This window comes from Ruminococcus sp. AF17-22AC (genome assembly GCF_003460065.1).
Classification (GTDB): domain Bacteria; phylum Bacillota; class Clostridia; order Lachnospirales; family Lachnospiraceae; genus Blautia_A.
Genome location: NZ_QRXT01000001.1, coordinates 361,604 through 383,142, shown reverse-complemented (window position 1 = coordinate 383,142; position 21,539 = coordinate 361,604). Strand labels below are relative to the sequence as shown.

At 43.0% G+C, this 21,539-nt stretch carries 26 protein-coding genes; 1 reads left to right on the top strand and 25 read right to left on the bottom strand.

Annotated features, from left to right (window positions below):
• Positions 1-29: 29 nt before the first annotated feature.
• Together DWW86_RS02005 and DWW86_RS02000 are read right to left on the bottom strand one after the other, a co-directional pair.
• Positions 30-722 carry a YggS family pyridoxal phosphate-dependent enzyme gene (locus tag DWW86_RS02005; RefSeq protein ID WP_072521141.1) on the bottom strand — a complete coding sequence of 231 codons (693 nt, stop codon included), beginning with the start codon at positions 720-722 and terminating at the stop codon, positions 30-32.
• A gap of 30 nt (positions 723-752) precedes the next feature.
• Positions 753-2,189, bottom strand: coding sequence for a biotin/lipoyl attachment domain-containing protein (locus DWW86_RS02000; RefSeq protein ID WP_072521142.1), 1,437 nt, complete (start codon positions 2,187-2,189; stop codon positions 753-755).
• A 229-nt stretch (positions 2,190-2,418) separates the two neighbouring features.
• On the opposite strand from DWW86_RS02000, the gene lexA reads away from it, so the two are divergent.
• A complete protein-coding gene (gene lexA / locus DWW86_RS01995) occupies positions 2,419-3,039 on the top strand; it encodes a transcriptional repressor LexA (protein ID WP_072521143.1) in 621 nt (206 codons plus the stop codon).
• A 124-nt stretch (positions 3,040-3,163) separates the two neighbouring features.
• Here lexA and rsfS read toward each other — a convergent pair whose 3' ends face one another.
• The 23 genes from rsfS to DWW86_RS01880 all read right to left on the bottom strand — a co-directional run bounded on the left by rsfS (position 3,164) and on the right by DWW86_RS01880 (position 21,530).
• A complete protein-coding gene (gene rsfS / locus DWW86_RS01990) occupies positions 3,164-3,520 on the bottom strand; it encodes a ribosome silencing factor (RefSeq protein ID WP_072521144.1) in 357 nt (118 codons plus the stop codon).
• Positions 3,521-3,559: 39 nt separating this feature from the next.
• A complete protein-coding gene (gene yqeK, locus DWW86_RS01985; RefSeq protein ID WP_072521145.1) occupies positions 3,560-4,156 on the bottom strand; it encodes a bis(5'-nucleosyl)-tetraphosphatase (symmetrical) YqeK in 597 nt (198 codons plus the stop codon).
• Complete coding sequence (gene nadD, locus DWW86_RS01980) at positions 4,149-4,796, bottom strand: nicotinate-nucleotide adenylyltransferase (protein WP_072521146.1); 648 nt, start codon at positions 4,794-4,796, stop codon at positions 4,149-4,151. The genes yqeK and nadD overlap by 8 nt, the downstream gene beginning before the upstream one ends.
• A gap of 48 nt (positions 4,797-4,844) precedes the next feature.
• Positions 4,845-5,135, bottom strand: a complete 291-nt coding sequence (gene yhbY, locus DWW86_RS01975; RefSeq protein ID WP_015542713.1) for a ribosome assembly RNA-binding protein YhbY — start codon at positions 5,133-5,135, stop codon at positions 4,845-4,847.
• 18 nt (positions 5,136-5,153) lie between these two features.
• Positions 5,154-6,446 carry a GTPase ObgE gene (obgE, locus tag DWW86_RS01970; RefSeq protein ID WP_117942115.1) on the bottom strand — a complete coding sequence of 431 codons (1,293 nt, stop codon included), beginning with the start codon at positions 6,444-6,446 and terminating at the stop codon, positions 5,154-5,156.
• A 76-nt stretch (positions 6,447-6,522) separates the two neighbouring features.
• Positions 6,523-6,810, bottom strand: a complete 288-nt coding sequence (gene rpmA / locus DWW86_RS01965) for a 50S ribosomal protein L27 (RefSeq protein ID WP_015542711.1) — start codon at positions 6,808-6,810, stop codon at positions 6,523-6,525.
• 4 nt (positions 6,811-6,814) lie between these two features.
• Complete coding sequence (locus tag DWW86_RS01960) at positions 6,815-7,135, bottom strand: ribosomal-processing cysteine protease Prp (protein WP_072521148.1); 321 nt, start codon at positions 7,133-7,135, stop codon at positions 6,815-6,817.
• Between the two features lie 12 nt (positions 7,136-7,147).
• The gene (rplU, locus tag DWW86_RS01955; RefSeq protein ID WP_005422792.1) at positions 7,148-7,453 is read right to left on the bottom strand and encodes a 50S ribosomal protein L21; all 306 of its coding nucleotides are present in this window, start codon (positions 7,451-7,453) and stop codon (positions 7,148-7,150) included.
• A 332-nt stretch (positions 7,454-7,785) separates the two neighbouring features.
• The gene (locus tag DWW86_RS01950) at positions 7,786-9,009 is read right to left on the bottom strand and encodes a ribonuclease E/G (protein WP_072521150.1); all 1,224 of its coding nucleotides are present in this window, start codon (positions 9,007-9,009) and stop codon (positions 7,786-7,788) included.
• A complete protein-coding gene (locus DWW86_RS01945; RefSeq protein ID WP_072521151.1) occupies positions 8,993-9,700 on the bottom strand; it encodes a TIGR03936 family radical SAM-associated protein in 708 nt (235 codons plus the stop codon). Before DWW86_RS01945 ends, DWW86_RS01950 begins: the two co-directional genes overlap by 17 nt.
• Positions 9,684-11,555, bottom strand: coding sequence for a TIGR03960 family B12-binding radical SAM protein (locus tag DWW86_RS01940; protein ID WP_117942114.1), 1,872 nt, complete (start codon positions 11,553-11,555; stop codon positions 9,684-9,686). The genes DWW86_RS01945 and DWW86_RS01940 overlap by 17 nt, the downstream gene beginning before the upstream one ends.
• A gap of 165 nt (positions 11,556-11,720) precedes the next feature.
• Complete coding sequence (locus DWW86_RS01935; RefSeq protein WP_117942113.1) at positions 11,721-12,206, bottom strand: collagen-like protein; 486 nt, start codon at positions 12,204-12,206, stop codon at positions 11,721-11,723.
• Positions 12,207-12,326: 120 nt separating this feature from the next.
• A complete protein-coding gene (locus DWW86_RS01930; protein WP_072521154.1) occupies positions 12,327-13,406 on the bottom strand; it encodes a tetratricopeptide repeat-containing glycosyltransferase in 1,080 nt (359 codons plus the stop codon).
• A gap of 170 nt (positions 13,407-13,576) precedes the next feature.
• Positions 13,577-13,966 carry a PH domain-containing protein gene (locus DWW86_RS01925; protein ID WP_353652662.1) on the bottom strand — a complete coding sequence of 130 codons (390 nt, stop codon included), beginning with the start codon at positions 13,964-13,966 and terminating at the stop codon, positions 13,577-13,579.
• A gap of 73 nt (positions 13,967-14,039) precedes the next feature.
• Positions 14,040-14,363, bottom strand: coding sequence for a DUF1294 domain-containing protein (locus tag DWW86_RS01920; RefSeq protein ID WP_072521156.1), 324 nt, complete (start codon positions 14,361-14,363; stop codon positions 14,040-14,042).
• Positions 14,364-14,373: 10 nt separating this feature from the next.
• Entirely contained in the window at positions 14,374-15,657 is a 1,284-nt protein-coding gene (gene hisIE, locus DWW86_RS01915) for a bifunctional phosphoribosyl-AMP cyclohydrolase/phosphoribosyl-ATP diphosphatase HisIE (protein ID WP_117942112.1), read from the bottom strand.
• Positions 15,658-15,672: 15 nt separating this feature from the next.
• Positions 15,673-16,263: an imidazoleglycerol-phosphate dehydratase HisB gene (gene hisB, locus DWW86_RS01910; protein ID WP_072521158.1), complete on the bottom strand. Its 591-nt coding sequence runs from the start codon at positions 16,261-16,263 to the stop codon at positions 15,673-15,675.
• Positions 16,264-16,274: 11 nt separating this feature from the next.
• Positions 16,275-17,576 (bottom strand): histidinol dehydrogenase, encoded by a 1,302-nt coding sequence (hisD, locus tag DWW86_RS01905; protein WP_117942111.1) that lies wholly within the window; start codon positions 17,574-17,576, stop codon positions 16,275-16,277.
• 20 nt (positions 17,577-17,596) lie between these two features.
• Positions 17,597-18,238, bottom strand: a complete 642-nt coding sequence (gene hisG / locus DWW86_RS01900) for an ATP phosphoribosyltransferase (protein ID WP_015542703.1) — start codon at positions 18,236-18,238, stop codon at positions 17,597-17,599.
• Position 18,239: 1 nt separating this feature from the next.
• Positions 18,240-19,358 (bottom strand): ATP phosphoribosyltransferase regulatory subunit, encoded by a 1,119-nt coding sequence (gene hisZ / locus DWW86_RS01895; RefSeq protein WP_117942110.1) that lies wholly within the window; start codon positions 19,356-19,358, stop codon positions 18,240-18,242.
• Positions 19,359-19,451: 93 nt separating this feature from the next.
• Entirely contained in the window at positions 19,452-19,985 is a 534-nt protein-coding gene (locus tag DWW86_RS01890; RefSeq protein ID WP_117942109.1) for a Holliday junction resolvase RecU, read from the bottom strand.
• Between the two features lie 11 nt (positions 19,986-19,996).
• The gene (lepB, locus tag DWW86_RS01885; RefSeq protein ID WP_117942108.1) at positions 19,997-20,554 is read right to left on the bottom strand and encodes a signal peptidase I; all 558 of its coding nucleotides are present in this window, start codon (positions 20,552-20,554) and stop codon (positions 19,997-19,999) included.
• Positions 20,538-21,530, bottom strand: coding sequence for an RluA family pseudouridine synthase (locus DWW86_RS01880; RefSeq protein WP_117942107.1), 993 nt, complete (start codon positions 21,528-21,530; stop codon positions 20,538-20,540). Before DWW86_RS01880 ends, lepB begins: the two co-directional genes overlap by 17 nt.
• Positions 21,531-21,539 lie beyond the last annotated feature (9 nt).

Sequence of the window (21,539 nt, the reverse complement as noted above, 5' to 3'; positions counted from 1 at the left end):
TTTAATCTCCAATCTTATTGTTCTGCGCGTCAGACTGCATAATTTCTTTCACCGAAAATTCCGGTTCCGACGCGAACCATTGTAGCGCCTTCCTGCACGGCTACCTGATAATCTCCGGTCATACCCATGCTCAAAACACTCATATTAACATTATTAATGTTTTTGGCAGCAATGTCAACACTTAATTTCTTTAATTGACGGAAAATGCCGCGGTTCTCTTCTGGATCTTCTACATATGGAGCAATCGTCATAAGCCCTTCTATATGTATATGCGGAAAGACTGCGACAGATTCCACGAGAGAAAGAACTTCTTCGGTTTTCAGACCGAATTTACTCTCCTCCTGCGCCACGTTTACCTCGATAAGAACCGGAACAGTAACATTATGCCTGGCTGCTTCATGCTCGATCGTTTCTGCAAGACGCAGAGAATCCACGGAATGGATAAGAGCCACTTTATCTACAATATATTTGACTTTGTTGCGCTGCAGATGTCCGATCATGTGCCAGCGGATATCAGACGGAAGCTGCGGTACCTTATCCATGATCTCCTGTACTTTGTTTTCTCCGAAATCCCTGGAACCGGCATCATATGCTTCCTGAAGCATAGACACAGGCTTGGTTTTGCTGACAGAGATCAATGTAACCTCTTTCGGGTCACGCCCTGCTTTTCTGCATGCAAGTTCAATGTTTTTTCTTACCTGTTCAAGATTTTCTGCTACCATAATAGATTAAGCCTCCTGATTCGTATATATCTAGTATAAAATCTCTTCTTCATTTACTTTGTCTGCATTTCGGACGATATGGTCATAACGGGAAAGACCGTATGAGGTGGATTTGGATGCAATGGCATATTCTTCGTTCTGATCAAGGATTTCAATCCGGCGGAATACCGCATATCCCTGATTAATGCAATAAACACCTTCGAGTACACCTACATCACTTACAACGTATTTACTCTGGTCCTTCTGGCTGACGATTACATCACCCTCGGCAAATGACTTCTTATCTACATAATAAATATATGATTTCTGGTCTTCAGGTTTGTCCGCATTATCAGCAGTGTCTTCCTCAATGCTGGCATAGATGGAAGCCTTGACAAAGGAAAGACTGTCGTTATTGTCTTTGCCCTGCACCATGAAACCGATATCCTGACTGTCTTCGTTTTTTGTTGAATATTTGGAAGGAATCAGATAAAATTCCTTGGTCACAATGGAGGAAAGTGGAATCTTAAGACCGGTCACAGTATTGGTAACCAGCTCTATTTCCAGAAAACGATCTGCTGCATAACGGATTAAACCTTTGTTAAAATCAATCTTACCGTATTTGGAACCGTCAATTTCGACAATGCTGAAATCGCCGGTCTGTGTCATATCGTCTTTCAGAAATTTTACACGCACAGTACTGCGGTCGGCAAGTTTTGCGGCCTGTTTGGCACTGAGCGGAATCATAAGACTCCAGTTTTCATTAGAGATCAGTGTATACAAGCTGTCACCGGCTGACACTGAATTCTGCGTCTTTAAGTCTGTTTCATGGTACGCATTCTGGTCGAAATCTTCAGTGCTCAGTGAGGATACAGACTTGTTCTCATATCCGTCCATAGAGTAAAGAACGATGCCGTCCTGCTCTGCTTTACTTAAGGTCTGATTACCATAAGAAACCACACTGGATGTGGAATCGGAAGAATCTGATGAAGAAGTTCCTCCGGTAACACCGGCATACTGAAGAATGCTGCCTTCCAGATTGTACTTAAAACTGTAGGTAGTGTTAAATTTGCTGGCATTGAAGCCTTTTGAAAAGCTCTGGAGCTGGCTTCGGATGCTGGAAAGTTCTTCATTACTTAATTCTGTCGTGCCTTCTGTTTTTTTGGAACTGCTGATGCCGTATACTACACCGTTTGCATTGATCTTGGAACCTTCACGGGCATAATAATTAACATAACCGCCGGTCTCCGCTTTGTGAACGGTCTCCTCACGTATAGCAAGACCGGTATACGTTTCGTTTCGGGAAAGTGGTCCTGCAATTACCAGATAGGATTCGATGTTTGAGGAAGTCAGATAAAGAATCATACTGAACAGCATATAAATAAACAATACGCCAAACAGCATGGTTCCGATATTCATGCCGAATAAGTTTTTAAGTTTTTTGAGGATGCCGGAACCGGATCCGTTTTGTTTATTATTAACAGGCAAAAAAATGCCTCCTTTATTTTCTAATTCTCATTAAAAATCATATAAAAAGACAATACAAGTATTGTAACATTTTGTGGGGTATCTGACAAGAAAAAGGCAAAATAATTAAGGCAGAAAACAAATATATATGGAAAACGAACATATTTTCCGAATATCTGTTTGCTATTTCTGAAAGGGTATGTTATACTTTTTTTAAAAAATAATGTTCATATTTCTTGGAGGTGAACCTATGTCATACGGTCGAATCAGTAAAAAACAGCAGGAAATTCTTGATTATATAAAAAACGAAATTCTGAACCGTGGATTTCCACCGGCAGTACGTGAGATCTGTGAGGCGGTTAATCTGAAATCCACTTCTTCAGTTCATTCACATCTGGAAGCACTGGAAAAGAATGGATATATCCGCAGAGATGCCACAAAGCCCAGAGCAATCGAGATCATCGATGATAATTTTAATTTAGTACGCAGAGAGGTTGTCAATGTGCCGCTTGTAGGTACGGTTGCGGCCGGCCAGCCGATTCTGGCAGTAGAGAATATCGAAGGTTATTTCCCGGTGCCGGCAGAATACATGCCGAATGCACAGAGCTTCATGCTGAAAGTTAAGGGAGAAAGTATGGTAAATGCAGGAATCTTTGATGGTGATCAGGTGCTGGTAAAGCAGCAGGCTTCGGCATCTAACGGAGATATTGTCGTAGCGCTGGTAGAAGATTCTGCTACAGTGAAGACTTTTTATAAAGAGGATGGCTATTATCGTCTTCAGCCGGAAAATGATTCTATGGATCCGATTCTGGTACATGGTGATATTCAGATACTTGGAAAGGTATTTGGTGTGTTCCGCCTTTATCAGTAATCAGCAGATCATACTGCTGAAATTTGCATATGAAAAATCAAAAGACATGTCCGTAAGTCTTTGTATGACTCTGCGGGCATGTCTTTTTTGTTGATTTGATTTACATAATTTTATTATTGTAAACTTATTTTAAAAAATCAGCACTATCCAGTTCTTTTCCATCTCTCCAGATTCGTTCCAGATCATAGAAAAGGCGGTTTTCTTCATCGAAAACATGGATGATCACATCGCCGTAATCCATCAGGATCCAGTTGGAACCACGGGTTCCTTCTACCTGTTTGGGCTCATAACCGGCTCTTCCGAGCTGTTCTTCTACATTATCGACGATTGCCTGTACCTGATTCAGGTTGTTTCCGCTTGCGATAATGAAATAATCAGCAATTACAGATACTTCGTGAATGTCGATTACTTTGATATCAATTGCTTTTTTGTCATCGATCGCCTTGCAGGCGATACGTACCATTTCCTGTTCTTTATTCATAGTTATCTCATCCTTTCCGGTCAGACAGAAAATCAGATGTTATCTGCTCTCCTGCCGTTCCTTATGTAAGGTGTCATAATAGGCGAATGCATCTTTTGTTGCAGAATCGACATCATCCGGATTTTTGTCAAGATAAGTCAGGGTATCCCGGAGAATTGCATACATACATTCATTCAGATCCTCGAAAGCAAGCTTACGGACTTCAGTCAGGTTCGGTGCTTTATTTCTCGCCGGTTCAATATAATCTGCAATATAAACAATCTTTTCGAGGGTACTCATCTCTGGCTTACCGGTAGTATGGAATGTGATGGAAGAAAGAATTTCTTCATCAGTGATTCCGTATTTTGCACGTGCAATATAAGCTCCGAGTTTGGCATGAAGAAGAAAAGGATGTTCCTTTTCAAATGGAGTAACCGGGATATTGTGTTCTGCACACATTTTTAGTTTCTTTTTATTTGGAATGCATTTTGCGCTGTCATGGAGCAGCCCTGCAGCCTGGGCATCTTTGAGGTCATATCCGTGGACCATTGCCAGCGAGGCACAGGTAAACATAACACCGAGCGTATGCTCAAAACGATCTTCATCGAGATATTTGGAAAGTTTTTTCTGCATTTTTATAAAATCGTAATCAGCCATTCGTTTCGGATGCTCCTTCCGTAATATGATAAATATGGTGTTCATTGATATAGTCGGCAACTGCGTCTGGTACATAATAACGAAGGCTTTTGCCCTCCTGATGCCATTGGCGCAGCAGCTGACTGGAAATATCAATATTCATGGTGTCCAGCCGTACAAAATGACCATGATAAAGCTGTGTCAGACGTTCCATTTCTTCAGACAGCTCTTTTACGGGTGTATGGTCTCTCGTGGCAACTACGATCGTACATGCAGCACAGATTCTCTCGGGCTTCATCCAGGTGGTGAAACTGTATAGGGAATCTGCACCGATGATAAAGTAGTAATCGGTATCAGGGTTCTGCTTTCTGAGATTCTCAAGTGTGTGATACGTGTAAGATAAACCATGGTCATGCATCTCAATCAGAGAAAGCTCAAAATGGGGATTTCCGGTAATCGCCCGCTCTACCATGGCAACTCTCTGCTCATCGGTTGCACGGCCGGCGCGGTTACGTTTATGAGGCGGATTGCCAGCGGGCATAAACCATATTTTATCCAGCCCAAGCTGTTCATATGTTTTTTCTCCCAGAATCAGATGGCCTATATGGATCGGATCAAAAGTTCCGCCCATGATCCCGATTTTTTTTCGTCTGGTATCCATGCTGGTTTTACTTCCTTCCTGAATATATTTTGGACAATATATGCCGGTTTATGGAAGAATGATTTTCTTTTTGTCTTTTTTACCTTCGCGGTAAAGAACGATTTTTCTTCCGATTACCTGAACAACTTCAGAATGTGTTCTTTCTGCAAGGACTTCTGCCATCTGGCGAGGATCGTCCAGACAGTTCTGGAGAACGCTGATCTTGATCAGTTCACGGGCTGCAAGAGCTTCGTCAACGGAAGCGGTATTTTCCGGTGTCACACTGCCCTTTCCGAGCTGCATGATCGGATCCATCTTCATCGCAAGGCTTTTCAGATATGCTCTCTGTTTACTTGTCATATTTTTACGACCTTTCTGTTATTTGTAATAATCAAAGTCAAAACCGTACATGCGGACAGTATTGCCTTCTTCGATTCCTGCTTTTTCGAGTTCTTCAAGAATACCGCCTTCTTTGAGGAAACGCTGAAAGAAAGCAAAACCTTTTTCGGAGTCCAGATTGGTATAGCCAAGCATTTTTTCAATCTTCGGACCTTCCACAACAAAAATTTCAGGATCTTCAGGAAGCCTTTCGACTGTAAATGGAAGGTTCTCTGTAAACAATTCGTCTTCAGGGAAGAATTCCTGTTCGAATACGATACGCTCGGCAGGAACACTCTGAAGAAGCTCTTTGATCGCAAAGAGAAGTTCTTTGATGCCCTGTCCGGTTACTGCAGAGATCGGGTAGACTTTGATTCCTTTTGGTTCAAATTCTGCTCTTAATTTCTCTATTGGGTTTTCATCATCGCCGTCAAAAATACAGTCCACTTTATTAGCGGCAATAAGCTGAGGTCTGGCTGCGATTTCCGGATTGTATGCTTCGAGTTCGTGATTGATCTTGTAAATATCATCAATCGGATCACGGCCTTCGGTAGATGCTGCATCTACAATGTGTACCAGCACTCTGGTACGTTCGATATGACGAAGAAATTCATGTCCCAGACCGACTCCCTCAGAAGCTCCTTCAATCAGTCCCGGGATATCTGCGATAACAAAACCGCCGTTTGCGGTGTCAACAACACCAAGATTCGGGCTTAATGTTGTAAAGTGATAATTGGCAATTTTGGGCTGGGCGTTGGTAACACGGGACAGGAATGTGGATTTTCCGACATTTGGAAAACCTACAAGACCTACGTCTGCAATTACCTTTAACTCAAGAAGCACTTCAAGCTCCTGCGCAGGCTGTCCTGGCTGTGCATATTTCGGAACCTGCATGGTAGGAGTTGCATAATGCTGGTTTCCTTTACCACCACGTCCGCCTTTTAAGACAATCTGGCGACGGTTTTCACCGGACATATCGGCAATAACCTTGCGGGACTGTGCTTCCATAATGACAGTTCCTTCAGGTACTTTCAGGATGATATCATCTCCGTCTGCACCGTGGCAGCGTTTCTTGCCGCCTTCCTGTCCATCCTGTGCTTTGAATTTGTGTTTATGACGGTATTCGCCGAGTGTGTTCTGGCCTTCATCTACTTCGAAGATCACATCGCCGCCGCGTCCGCCGTCGCCGCCGTCAGGACCGCCATTGGGTACATAAAGCTCCCGGCGAAAGCTTACATGTCCGTCTCCGCCTTTTCCTGAACGGATGATAATTTTTGCTCTGTCTGCAAACATATGTCGCTCCTTATTATTTTTGGATTCAAAGAAAGGCTCCAAACCTGAACGATTTGAAGCCTCACGCTGAACTTGATTATTCTGCCTCTACCGGAACGATAGAAACCTGTTTCTTATCGCGTCCTTTTCTGGTGAATCTTACTACACCATCTGTCAGTGCAAATAATGTATAATCTTTACCACAGCCTACGTTCTCACCTGCATGAATCTTGGTTCCACGCTGTCTGTAAAGGATGTTTCCAGCTTTAACAAACTGTCCGTCTGCTCTTTTGGCACCTAATCTCTTGGATTCGGAGTCACGGCCGTTCTTTGTAGAACCAACACCTTTTTTATGTGCGAATAACTGAAGGTTCATTTTCATCATGTCGTTACACCTCCCTGACTTTTACTTTTAAATAACGTTTTGAATAACTATGTTCAATTTCTGTCAGACCAAGAAGTAATGAATTCATCAAAAGTGTTCCACCCTCCGAAATCGGAGCTGTAAAAGTAAAAGAAACAAAACCGTCCTTTTCTTTTGCTTTAATGGAATCCTTAGTCAGCTGTTCCAGAGAATTGACGGTATTGATTACCAGAGCGGAAACAGCGGCACATATAATGTCCTGCCCTTCTTCTGCATAATCGGCATGTCCTTCAGAAACAAAACTGATATAGGAATTATTTTTCTTGCTGACTGTCACTGTAATCATGCAAACACCAGATTAAGCGTTGATCTTTTCGATTTTAACTTTTGTAAACTGCTGTCTGTGACCGTTTTTCTTGTGATATCCAGTTTTTCTTTTGTATTTGTAAACGATAACTTTTTTAGCTTTTCCGTTTTCAACTACAGAAGCGGTAACACTGGCATTAGCTACATCAGCTCCAACTTTTAAACCTTCGTTGCTAACTGCAAGAACGTTATCAAAAGTAACGGTTTCACCAGCTTCAACACCGAGCTTTTCAACTCTGATTACGTCGCCCTCGGCAACTTTGTACTGTTTACCACCTGTTGCAATAATTGCGTACATCTGTGGCACCTCCTATAATCTTTACTCGCCAGATATGGTGGATGAGGATTTATGATAAAATCTCATGCGCTTAAACCTCTCTGTGCGGCATCTGCTATATAATAGCATGGGATTTGGAATGCGTCAAGAGAGATTTTTCTTTTTTTGTAAAAAAGAATGAAAAAATGGAAAAGAGATTGCGAGGGGGAGGATCTCGGAGTTGCGAACGGCCGAATCTCCCCCTCGCGCTCCCCCTTTTTGGCCACCGCTGAAAAGCGAATGGCGGGTATGGGGAAGAAGATTAAATATGGAGAAAGTGTTAGTTGTTCAAAAGATTGGACGCTAAAATGAAGCTAAATGGTTGAAAGGCTGTGGATGTCTTCGATTACGGGGCGGCGGACTTTCTGGCGGGTCATCTCGAGGATATGAAGTGGGGTTATATCAACTGCTGTGCATTTGACGGGGTCCTTACGCAGATGTTTTTGTAAAACATGGAAAAGTTCGTCCTGGTGGTCGGTATTCTGCATGTTGATAAAATCAATCAGGATGATGCCGGAAAGGTTCCGAAGGCGAAGTTGTCTGGCAATTTCTGCTGCTGCCTCGAGGTTGATTTTGCGGTAGGTCTCTTCTGCTTTTTTCTTACCGGTGTATTTGCCACTGTTGACATCAATGGATACAAATGCTTCTGTCTGTTGGATCACGAGAAAACCTCCACTCTTCAGCCATATTTTTTCATGGCAGATTTCATCGATGGCGCTTTCCAGACTATGCAGCTTATATAATGGAAGGAGTTTGTCCTGATACAAATTAAGTATTGCCAGTTTTTCAGGCTGAAATTCATTCAGATAATCAGAAATTTTTGTGTGCATTTCCGAAATATCTGTAACAATCTCATCCAGATCTCTGCCGTAAATGTCGCGCACAGCAGAAAGATAAAAAGGCTCGGACTCATACAGAAGGCTGAAACAGGTGCGGTTTCTTCCATATACGGCAACCTTTTCGTACTGTTTCTTAAGCATATCCAGTTCATGAAAAAATTCTTCTTTGGAAGCATCGGCGGCATTTGTGCGGGCGATAAGTCCATATCCACGGTCAGGAATATTTCTTTCATCATCTAGCCATTTACTCAATTTGCTGCTTTCCTCTTTGGAAAGTTTGTTGGAAATTCCGATTTTGCGATTGCCTGTGGTAAGAACCAGAAATTTGCCGGAAAAATTCAGATTGGCGGTAAGCGCCGGGAGTTTGCCCTTCATGGCATCCCGGTTTATTTGTACCAGAATCTGGTCACCGGGACGAAGCGGCTGTCCTTCCCTGTGACCGTCTGCGAATATGGCATGTTCACATTGGTTCAGTGGCAGATAACCATTGACAGAATCATTCAGGCGGACAAATGCTGCCTGAATGTTGGTTGCAATTTTTTCTACCTGTCCTACGTAAATATTATTTAAGATATTTTTCTTTCCGGAAGGTTCCAGACGAAGTTCAATGACTTTCTGATCTTTTACAACTGCGCAGACAGTACACAGAACTTCGCGAAGATACATTTCTGTAATTACAAGCTTATTCAACTTTCTCACCTAATGCTTCCATAGAAACAAGTTTCAGATGTTCTTCATCGCCTTTGTTGGCATAGATTTCGCGGCGTTCGATCATATATGCGAACGGAAGCGGCTCCTCGCCCATCCATCGAAGGAATGTATCCATGACAAGTTCCGGTTTGGTGTAGTTGGAACTTGCGGAAGCGAGCTGCATGAAAATACCTTCGCCATCGAGACGCATCTCATAAATATATGGACGGATATCTATGGTCTTTTCACTGCGCTTTGTTTTCTTGGTCACGATGATCTCTTTCTGGGCAAGAAATCCGTCCAGTTTCTCTCTCCAGGATGCAGCAGGTTCTTTTCCATCACGAAACTGTACAAAATAGTCTGCTGCTGCTACCAGGGCCATGGCGGTGCTTGCTTTGCCGTCTTCTACCTGACGGGCAGAACATACGGAAACACCGTCTGCCATGACAGCATTCAGTCGTTCCTCGATTTCCTTTGTCGGAACAGTGTCTGTCAGTTCCATATCAAAATATTCTCCGAGACTGGTAGTTCCTACACCGAGTGGTGCTGCAAAGGACATGATCATATGTGGGCTGTATCCACCTGAAAACGCGACTGGAAGCTCTGCTCTGCGAATTGCTTTCTGGAAATAACGCATGGTGTCCAGATGACCGACGAATTTCATATGTCCGGTTTTGGCAAATTTAATTCTTACTTTCACAGCACACACCTCCTTTGTATTTGAGAACACCACAGCCGGAACATTTCTGGCGACAGTTTGGCGTTACAGTTTCTGCTTTGGCCTGCTCCCATTCACGAATCAGGAATTTTTTGGTCACACCTGCATCAATGAAGTCCCATGGAAGGATTTCATCTGTGCTGCGTTCACGCAGTGTATAAAATTCGATGTCAACACCTGTCTCTTTGAAAGCTTCTTTCCAGATATCGTAGTGGAAACTTTCGGACCAGGCATCGTAAAGAGCACCCTTTTCGTATGCTTTAAGAATAACTTTGGAGCAGCGTCTGTCACCTCTTGCGAGAAAACCTTCGAGTACAGTAACGTCCGGCTCGTGCCAGTTGTAGCGTATGCTTCTCTGATTTAACTGAGAGCGGATTTCATTTTTGACAATTTTTGCCTTTTCGATGAAATCTTCTTCACGGAACATAGGAGCCCACTGGAATGGAGTGAAAGGCTTCGGTACAAAGAATGAGGTACTGACATTGATCTGGACTTTCCCTTTGCGCTGTTCCTTTGGAACGGTTTCGTAGTAAGTTTCTGCAATCTTCTGAGCAAGATGTGCAATCCCCTTCATATCATCTTCTGTTTCTGTAGGAAGACCGAGCATAAAATAAAGTTTTACCTGATTCCATCCGCCTTTGAAGGCTTCTCCGGCACCGTGAAGGATATCTTCTTCCGTAAGTCCTTTGTTGATAACGTTACGAAGCCTCTGGGAACCTGCTTCCGGTGCAAAAGTAAGACTGCTTTTTTTGACATCCTGTACCTTACTCATGACATCCAGTGCAAATGCATCAATTCGGAGTGACGGCAGGGAAATATTGACTGCCTCATCACGGAATTCATCAATCAGAAAATTTACGATTTCTTTCAGATGACTGTAATCACTGGAACTTAGAGAACTTAAGGAAATTTCCTCGTGTCCTGTTTTCTGAAGCATGGTTCTTGCAGCTTTTTTCAGTTTTTCCACATCACGCTCTCTTGTTGGACGGTAGATCATACCTGCCTGGCAGAAACGGCATCCACGGATACATCCTCTCTGAATCTCCAGAGTGACACGGTCCTGTGTTGCCTTGATATGAGGAACGACCGGAGCCTCCAGATTGTTGTAATCCTTATCCATGTCAATGATCAGCTGTTTTTCTACTTTTTCCGGTACACCTTCGCATGTCGGATGAAAAGATTCGATCGTACCGTCTTCTTTATAGGTGACTTCATAAAGTGATGGCACGTAGATTCCAGGAATCTGTGCAGCTTTCAGAAGAAAATCCGATCTGCTGCCACCGGCTTTTTTGTTTGCTTTATATGCATCAAAAAGCGCATCATAAACGGTTTCGCCTTCTCCAATATAAAAGAGGTCAAAGAATTCTGCCAGAGGTTCCGGATTGTATGCACAGGCACCACCACCGATTATGACGGGATCATTTTCTTCGCGGTCAGCTGACAAAAGTGCGATTCCGCTGAGATCCAGAAGCTGAAGGACATTTGTATAACACATCTCATATCCGAGAGTAATGCCGAGAAAATCAAAATCTTTTACCGGGTCCTGAGATTCCAGAGTGAACAGAGGAATATGTTCTTCTCTCATGATTTTGTCAAGATCTGTCCACGGAGAAAAAAGACGCTCGCACCATACGTCGTCTCTTTTGTTAAACATATCATATAAAATCATCATGCCGAGGTTTGACATACCGATTTCATAGACATCCGGGAATGCCATCGCAAACCGGATATCCACGTCCTCTTTGTTTTTCATAACTGCATTGACTTCACCGCCGATGTAACGGGCGGCCTTGTCGATCTGCAGGAGTATTTCATCGCGTAATGCTAGTTTTCTCATATTTTTCCTTTCAAAGGTTCATATATAACAGGTTACATGAAGAGATATCTGCCACTGTTCACAAGTAGTATCCCGCGACATAATGATATTTCTTCACAGTATTCCTATTATATATGGTTTGCATGGGGAATTCAAGCAATAATTAGTGTGACAGATAAAGGAAAATCAACGTTCAAGTATGCCGGCATCTCTTAGATTTGCAAGCAGTGCATTAAAGTCCTCTACAATGTCGTCCAGATTGTTGGCATCCCCCACGGCAGTTGCCGGTGTCACTATTCCAGCAGGTCCGGTAGCCCCCGTAGCTCCAGTAGCCCCCGTAGCGCCGGTTGAACCAGTAGCTCCCTGCTCTCCGGCAGGTCCAGTAGCCCCGGTTGCTCCAGTTGAACCAGTAGCTCCCTGCTCTCCGGCAGGTCCGGTAGCACCGGTAGGTCCAGTAGCACCGGTATATCCCTGAATTCCAGGTTCGCCCTGCGGTCCCTGTGGGCCTATAGGACCAGGTACTCCCGGGCATCCTCTTGGTCCTGTCGGCCCCGGACAGCCTCTGTTACATTCGCAGTGATTGTTATTTCCAAAACACGATGTACAGGATACATCATCATGTCTGTCCTGCTGCATCTCCAGCTCATTCTGTTTGCGGCGTCTCAACAACATACTATATTCACCTCATACTGCAAATAACTTTCCATACAGTATATGAGCAACAGAATCTAACTGTGCACACAGGATAATGCTATTGTTACTGCTTACAGCAGGAATGCTATAATTTTTTTATCATTCCAATCCATACTTTTCTCTGAAATAATTCGTATTATATTTTACTCCCGGATCATCCGGTTTTTCTTTGCTTGCTTTTTTGTGAAAAAAGAAAGCCTGCTCATGACATCCCATTCTGTCATAGCAGACACAAAGCTGCATATATGGTACAAAGCCATGACATTCTGCCATAAAAAAACCACCCTTCTTTTTTTCAGAAGGAGCGGTAAGTGCCTGACCGTACCAGTAAGCGGCCTGTCTGTACCACTTTCTTTCCAGAAAGATTTTTCCAATCTCGCAGCAGATTTCAGCTCTGGGAATATCCAGCGTCAGACTGTACAGAAAAGCTTCGAGTGCAGCATCGTTTTTTTTTAGTTTGTTATAACACTGTCCGAGAATCATACAGGCATCTATGCGATTCTCAATCCATGTACCCGGCTCTTCCAGAAAAGCTTCGAGTACATCTGCGGTTTCCTGATACTTTTGATGATAAAACAATTCTCGTCCATAATACAATTGGTGTCGTGGTTCCAGCTTTTCCTCCTCAGCCAGCATTTTTTGATAAATTCGAAGATTCCTATCCGGATCTCTCTGAGTGCATTTTCGATGTTGGATTTTTATATCTGAATAAAAAATGTTCCCCGTTGGCGTTATCGCCTCATGAACTTTTCCGCTCCACCGGAAATTTTCTGAAGTTTTAAGAATTCTTTCCCTGTAGTAAGAGAATGTCACCTTTCCAGTGCTGTCAAAACAAGCAGCATATTCCATCATCACTACATCGACTTTTTTATCAAGGGATGCTTTCAGCAGTTTAAGTTTCTCCAGATTCTTTTCATCCATAACATCGTCCGCATCCAGCCACATCCAGTAATCCGTGCGTACTTTTTCTACAAGAAAATTCCTTGCAGCAGAAAAATCATCACACCAGGGAAAATCAAATACCTGAGAGGTATATTGTCCGGCAATCTCTTTCGTTCTGTCCGAAGAACCGGTATCTGCAATCAGAATTTCATCCACAATCTCCGAAACAGGGTTTAATATCCTTTCCAGCACAGCTTCTTCATTTTTTACGATCATACAAAGGGTGAGTGAAATCATATTTGATGATTATCCTTTATGATTTTATAAAATTTATGTATCTTTTATTTGCTATATACCCGTTGGTAAGTATCTGACGGTTTTCGAAAATATTTCTCAGCAGATAAAAAGCAATCAATTGTAAGCAAAAAGGACAGACCTGTAGCAGACCTGCCCTTTTGAGTGAGATTTTATCTGCAGCTGTCGGTCTCTGCCATTTGGCTCATGGCTGGATTGCCGTCCAGATGCTGCATGTTTAATGTTTTTCTTTTCATCCGCTCTTCCTCGGACTGTTTCAGGATAAAGTCCTTGATTTCTTTGGAATGTTTGATATGGCACAGTTTGAGATCCGGGTCTGTAACATCGCCTGTAAAGCAATGAATGGTTCCGAGTCCCAGCATACGCTCCAGCAGAGTACTCTCCAGACGTACATCAATTACTTTATAAAGGTAACAGTCATTCTCCTCTTTTCTCAATAATCCGTTGTTTATTGTTATGATCTCATCTGTAACGGTATAAGAGGTAAAAGTCCATGGTAAGCCAAGAAACATGGAACGCTTTTTTTCTGTATAGGTCATCATTAATCCTCCCTCGTTGTTTTTGCTTTATTTTATCACATAAAGGAACAATTTGCCAGATGCAATAAGGTCAGATCTACCATCCGGTGTTTGCTGCAAAAAACAATATAATTATCTGTACAAAAAGGATGAGGGGGATACCCAATGTAAAATTAAGCTTTTGTGTTTTATGGCGAAACAGGTACATGGCAGCCAGTCCGCCGATGGAGCCGCCGATCAGAGAAAGTCTGAAAAGTGTAGAAACCCGTATTCTTGAACGATGATGTATCGCATTAAACTTATCAATTCCAAACACAGCGAACGTAACAAGATTTATGATGATCAGATAAATATACACTCCTCTGTGTCGGATAAAAAAATCCTGAAAATTGGCGAGCAGATGATAGTCAAAATTGTTCATTGGCAATTACCTACCTTCTGGCAAGTTCGTTGGTGATCTCTTCCCAGGTGACTCCTTTTTCGACCATGAGGACCATGGCGTGGTACAGAAAATCAGAAATCTCGTATTTGATTTCTTCTTTGTCCGGGTTCTTGGCAGCAATGATGATCTCTGTGCACTCTTCGCCAACTTTTTTGAGTATCTTGTCAATGCCCTTGTCGAAGAGATAGTTGGTATAGGAGCCTTCCTTCGGATGAAGTTTGCGGTCGGCGATGACATCATATACATCCTGGAATACATGAAGCGGATTGGTGTCGTTGGATTCCTTCTGAACCAGAGGTTTGAAGAAACAGCTTCTGCTGCCGGTATGGCAGGCCGCTCCGATCTGATCTACTTTTGCAAGGATCGTGTCGTTGTCACAATCAAGAGCAAGTGACTTGACATATTGGAAATGGCCGGACGTAAGTCCCTTAAGCCAGAGCTCCTGGCGGCTGCGGCTCCAGTATGTCATTTTTCCTGTTTTGAGTGTATTATTAAAAGCTTCTTCATTCATATATGCGACCATAAGTACCTGATCAGTTTTATAATCCTGAACGACTACCGGAATCAGTCCGTCACTGTTCAGTTTAAAATCAGCCCATGCAATGGCACTCTCAAAGGTAACAACAGGAATTCCGTCTGCTTTACAGTCTGTCTTGAAATCCTGAAGAGAAATATCAAGAGAGCTGATATAGGCACCGCTTAAAGCATACACAGAATTCTTCTGAAGCAGAGATTTAAGTGCGGCAGTCTTGCTTACTTCTGTATGAAGGATGATTTTGATAGAGGAACATGCATGAATTTCATCTTGAATGGTATCAAGTGCAAGGACTTCATCTGCAAATGACTCGATCAATGCCTGGTTTGCGGTGAATTCTTCCGTAGAAGAAATACAGACTGCCATTTTTTCTTTGCCGAAACGTCTGGATACTTCTTCAAGAAGCGAAATATTATTGGCTTTTGAAAAATTCAGGACGACCTTTGCACAGCCGGCATAAAGAAGTTTTTTGACATCTTCCATGCGATTGATATTACCTGCTGCCATAACAGGAATTTCGGCAGCAGAACAGATGCTCTTAATGTTGGAGATGGCCTGTTCATGCTCTGTGTCTCCGGAAGAAATATCAAAAATGAGAAGTTCATCAGCGCCATTGTCTCGGTAAAAACGGACAAGATTTTCTATGTTTCCGTCACCGAACAGATTTCTCTGACCAAAACCGGTGACTGCTTTTCCTGACTGCAGATACAGACAGGGAATCAATAATTTATCTGCCATGGCTGAATTTCCTCCTTATGCAAGACTTCCCTTAGTAGAAAGTACGTCTGTAATACGCGGATCAAAAGAAACCGCCTGATCCAGAGCTTTTGCAAAGCTTTTGAACATTGCTTCTGCGACATGGTGACTGTTGCCACCGGTAAGAACTTTGATATGCAGATTCATTCCACAGGAATAAGAAATGGCATAGAAAAATTCTTTTACCATTTCGGTGGACATATCTCCGATTTTTTCAGATGTAAATTCTGCATCCCATGAAAAATAAGGGCGTCCGGATAAATCAATAGCACACAGCACCAGAACTTCATCCATAGGCAGAATACAGCTTCCGTAGCGGCGGATGCCTTTTTTGTCCCCAATGGTCTCTTTGATCGCGGAACCAAGCACAATACCGGTATCTTCGATCGTGTGATGATCGTCTACCTGGAGGTCACCGTGTACCCGTATGGCCAGGTCAAAAAGTCCGTGGCGGGTAAAACCATCCAGCATATGATCAAAAAATCCGACACCGGTCTCAATATCTGAGTAACCGGTTCCGTCGAGATTTAGTTTTAATTTGATTTCAGTTTCTTTGGTGTTTCGTTCTACAGAAGCTTCTCTTGCCATGGCTTCTCCTCCTACTGTTCTTCGTCTTCGAACCGTACCGCAATGGAATTTGCGTGTGCGGTCAGCTGTTCGGATGTAGCAAACTGTTCGATATCTTTGTGAATCTTACGCAGTGCCTCTCTTGAATAATATACGATGCTTGACTTCTTGACAAAATCGTCTACGGAAAGTGCGGAGAAAAATTTTGCTGTTCCGTTTGTCGGAAGGACGTGGTTTGGTCCTGCAAAATAATCACCGAGAGGTTCAGAACTGTTTTCTCCGATAAAGATGGCACCTGCATTACGTACTTTCATCATAACTTCAAACGGATTTGCAGTCACGATCTCCATATGTTCAGAAGCAATGGCATTTGCTGCATCAATTGCCTCGTCCATGTCTTCGGCAATCAGGATATAGCCAAAATTGTCGAGAGACTTCTGGATGATCTCTTTTCGGGAAAGAACTTTGACAAAACCATCAACTTCTTCGCTGACTTTTGCCGCAAATTCTTTGCTTGTGGTAATCAGGATTGCGGAAGCAAGTTCGTCGTGTTCTGCCTGAGAAAGAAGGTCTGCAGCTACATATCTCGGATTAGCAGTTTCATCGGCAAGAACAAGAATCTCACTTGGTCCTGCAATGGAATCAATGCTGACATATCCATATACGGCTTTTTTGGCGAGAGCAACAAAAATATTGCCAGGTCCTACGATCTTGTCAACTTTCGGGATACTTTCTGTACCGTAGGCAAGAGCACCGATCGCCTGTGCACCGCCGACTTTGTAGATTTCATCAGCACCGGCTTCTTTTGCGGCAACAAGTGTGGACGGATTTACTTTACCGTCTTTTCCCGGAGGGGTGGTCATAACGATCTGGTCAACACCTGCAACTTTGGCAGGTACGATGTTCATAAGAACGGAGGAAGGATATACTGCCTTGCCACCCGGTACATATACACCGACTCTTTCAAGGGCAGTTACTTTCTGACCGAGCATGGTTCCGTTTGTTTCGCTGGTAAACCAGCTGTTCTGTCTCTGCTTTTCGTGATAGCTTCTGATATTGACAAGTGCTTTACGGATGACATCGATCAGCACCGGATCCACAGCTTCATAAGCTTCTTTGATCTCTTCTTCGGTGACTTTGATCGTATCTGCGGTAATTTCAGTTTTGTCAAATTCTTTAGTATAGGCAAAAAGGGCGGAATCACCTTCTGTTTTTACTTTGTGAAGAATCTCATCAACGGCAGATTCGAATTTGCCGTAGTTATTTGGGCTTCGTTTCAGGAGACTTTCCAGAATATCTTTTGTGCTTTCTTTTGTAAGTGCTACTGTACGCATTGTGCTCATCCCTTCTGTTTTTATTTATCAATTACATTTCGAAGATCACGGATCAGATTGCGGATTCGTTCATCTTCCATTTTCATGCTGACTTGATTGACAACCATTCTTGCAGAAAGCGGGCAGACTTCTTCGAGAACATTCAATCCGTTTTCACGGAGTGTGCTTCCTGTTTCTACAATGTCGACGATCACTTCGGACAGTCCGACAATCGGAGCAAGTTCGATGGAACCGTTCAGTTTGATGATTTCTACGGTCTGATGTTTTTTGTTATAGAAATAATCTTTTGCAATATTCGGATATTTGGTTGCTACGCGGATCAGCTGATTATTCTGCAGAAGTTCACGGGCGCTTTCCGGTCCGCAGACGCACATACGGCATTTTCCGAAACCGAGATCCATGACTTCATACATTTTGCGTCCTTCTTCAAGGATGATGTCTTTGCCGGTAACGCCGATATCAGCGGCACCGTACTCAACATAGGTAGGTACGTCAGGACCTTTTGCAAGGAAAAAACGTAATTTCAGTTCTTCGTTGACGAAAATAAGTTTACGCGTATCTTTATCACGCATCTCCTCACAGGTGATACCGATTTTTTCAAACATGTCCAGGGTTTTCTGGGCAAGTCGTCCTTTTGTAAGTGCAACAGTAAGATATCTCATATCAGCAGTCCTCCTTTTCGCGGCGCAGGGCAACGGATGTACCCTTGCTTCTGAGTTCCTGAGCTTCCCGGATGGCTTCACAGCGGTTTGCCTCAGTATAAGTCAGGATGACTGGCGCTGTCTTTTTCGGAAGGCTGATCTTCTGTCTGGACAATGCCATGAGCAGATTATCTACAGCAAGTCCGAAACCGATGGAGGCAGCAGGCTTTCCGAAATGTTTCAGAAGTTCATTGTAGCGGCCGCCTTTTACGACCGGTTCACCGGTTCCATAGGTGTATGCCTGAAAAATGATTCCGGTATAATACTGCAGTTTGCTGAGCATACCAAAATCAAAACTGATATATCTTTCGTATCCGTAGATTTTAAGAATCTCATAAATCTCTTCCAGACGTTCTACGGCTTTGATCGCACAGATATTGTCTGTCAGACTGCGTGCTTTTGCGAGAACTTCTGCAGAGCCAAAGAGATGAGGCAGTTCCAGGAAAGCTTTTTCCAGATTTGTCGGGATATTCTGGCTGTGGACAAGATCTTCTACGCCAAAGTAATTCTTCTGAGAAATCAGAGAACGGAGATTTTCTTCTGCTTCGGTATCCAATCCTGCGTCCTGCAGAAGTGATTTGAAGTAATCCACCTGTCCGACACTGACCTGAAATTCTTTCAGACCGGATTTAAGAAGACATTCTACAGTCATGGCAAGAAGTTCCGCATCTGCTTCGGCAGAATCATCACCGATACGCTCGACACCCATCTGTGTCGTTTCTTTCAGACGTCCCTGATAACTGGAGTTATTAATGAAAGTGTTTCCTGTATAGGACAGTGTGACAACTTCCTGCTCTGGATTGAAATAAGTGGCGCAGGCTCTGGAAACAGACGGGGTAAAGTCCGGACGTAATACCAGAGTGTTTCCTTCACGGTCAAAAAATTTATAAAGATCCTTGGATGGAATCGTTCCAACCTCTCTGCTGAAAACTTCAAAATATTCAAAAGAAGGAGTTTCAATCTCCTCATATCCATAGGAATCAAATACTGTGCGGATTCCTGTCTGAAGATGATGCTTCTGACTGCACTCTCCGTTGTAAATATCGCGTACACCTTCCGGCGTGTGAAAAATTCGCTGCATAATCGTTTCCTCCTCATTATATGAGAAACACTTTAACGTGCTACCATGCTACTATATAAAACAAGGAAATTATAATAGGAAAAGCAGAAATTGTCAATCCCGCAATTTCAAATCTGTCTGGATTCCATCAAGATACGGAATCAGGAATCCATTTTTCTTCTGAAGATAATAACTGTTATTTAATTCTTCACGTCGAAAACTTTTGCGCCCGCCCTCTTTCATGCGGTTCCAGAAAATTATCAGATCACGTAATGGCAGGTAATAAAATAAATCAGCATGACTGAAAAAGATAAGAAAAAAAGCAATGCCCCCCTGCTGTTCGAATGCATTCATAAACTCGACCTGGTGTGGGTGGATATTGCTTAATGGGAATGTATCAACACTGCATTCTTTGGCATCGAAGCAGACAGGAATTCCCTGTACAGCACCGATGTAATCGACGGTACTTCTCTGTTCAAAGTAAGCAAGTGTGATATGCCGGTTTTCTTTGTCCATGCGGACCGGTGTGATCGGTGTGGGAATCTTCTGGATCAGGGCAAGCTTTTTCTCGGCGTATTGTTCGTTTGTACGATTGATGAGATCCTCCAGGGTAGAACCCCGGAGGCCTCTGCTGTTCCATGTTGCCATATATATTCCTCTTATTTCAGAAGCTTGATGGATGGATAATAGCGAACGATTGCTTTTCCTACGATCTCATCAAAGGAAACAAAGGTGTTCTTCCAGAATCTGGAATCTCTGGAATATTCACGGTTGTCTCCGAGCATGAAGTAACTGTTTTCCGGCACTGTGTACGGACCATAATTTCCGGTCGGTACTTCTGGTACAAAGCTGTCATCCAGAGGTTCATCGGAACCGTTTATGTAGACTTTTCCGTCACGGATTTCAACAGTCTCGCCCGGGAGTCCGATCAGACGTTTGATAAACAGCTGGCTTTCGTCATCCGGGAACTTGAAGATGATGATATCAAAACGTTCCGGGTCTTTTGTCTGGTGTGAAATATGTTTGCCGAAAAGATCAAAGTTAAGTCCGTATGCCATACGAAATCCGAAGATACGGTCACCGGTCATGATCGTGTTTTCCATAGATTCAGAAGGAATCTTTGCATTGATAAGAACTACGTTGTTTACCACAAGAACAACGACAACAACAATAATGATCATTTTTATATAATCCCAGATTTCATTCCAGATTTTCATAATAACTCTCCTCTAAGTGTTCTTCTTTTAATATGGTTAAAAACTGCTTTGGCAAAGGTGCAAGGAAACATTTGCCGGACAATGTGGCGAACTTTCCGGTAAGCTCAGGGAAAGTCAGCCGGTGTGCATGAAGCAGCTGATGATTCAGATGATATTTTTCATGGAAATAACGGTTAAATTCTTTTTGACCGTATTTCATATCGCCGGCAAGGGGATGTCCCTCGGAGGCAAGATGGGCGCGGATCTGATGTGTCCGTCCGGTGATCAGACGCACACGCAGAAGCGTCATATGACTTGTATGCCCCAGCGGTTCATAGCGTGTTTCTATGGGCTGGGAATCTTTTATTTTTGTTTTTGATATAGTTACTTTATTAAGCTTTGTGTCTTTGTAAAGATATCCGCGGATTTGTTCCTTTTCGGTCAGGATACCTTTGACAATGCAGAGATAATCCTTATGGATCGTGCGGTCGTGAAACAGGGAGGACAATTCCTGAAGTCCGGCGAGGGACTTTCCTGCTGCGACGATACCGCTTGTATTTTTGTCCAGGCGGTTGCATACAGATGGATGAAAAGTACGCAGTCCTTCTTCTGTAATTGAACCATTATTTAAAAGGTATCCGATCAGATATTCTACGAGTGATGGTTCTTTTGTATCATCAGGCTGAGAAAGCATGCCGACAGGTTTGTTGATTAAAAGAATATCACTGTCTTCGTAGAGAATATCAAGATCTGTCACTGCTCTCGCAGTCTGTTTCTGCTGGCTGAATTTTGCAAAAGTGTCATCACCTAAAAAAAGTTTTATCTGATCTCCGGTCTGAAGCTTTTCGTTTCCACTTGCTTTTTTGCCGTTTAAGGTGATGTTTTTCTTGCGGAGCATCTTATAAAAGAAACTTTTGGGTGCATTTCCCAGCAGTTTTGCAAGATATTTGTCAAAGCGCTGCCCCGCTTCATTATCTGTAATCTGAAATTCTTTCATATAGCTCCT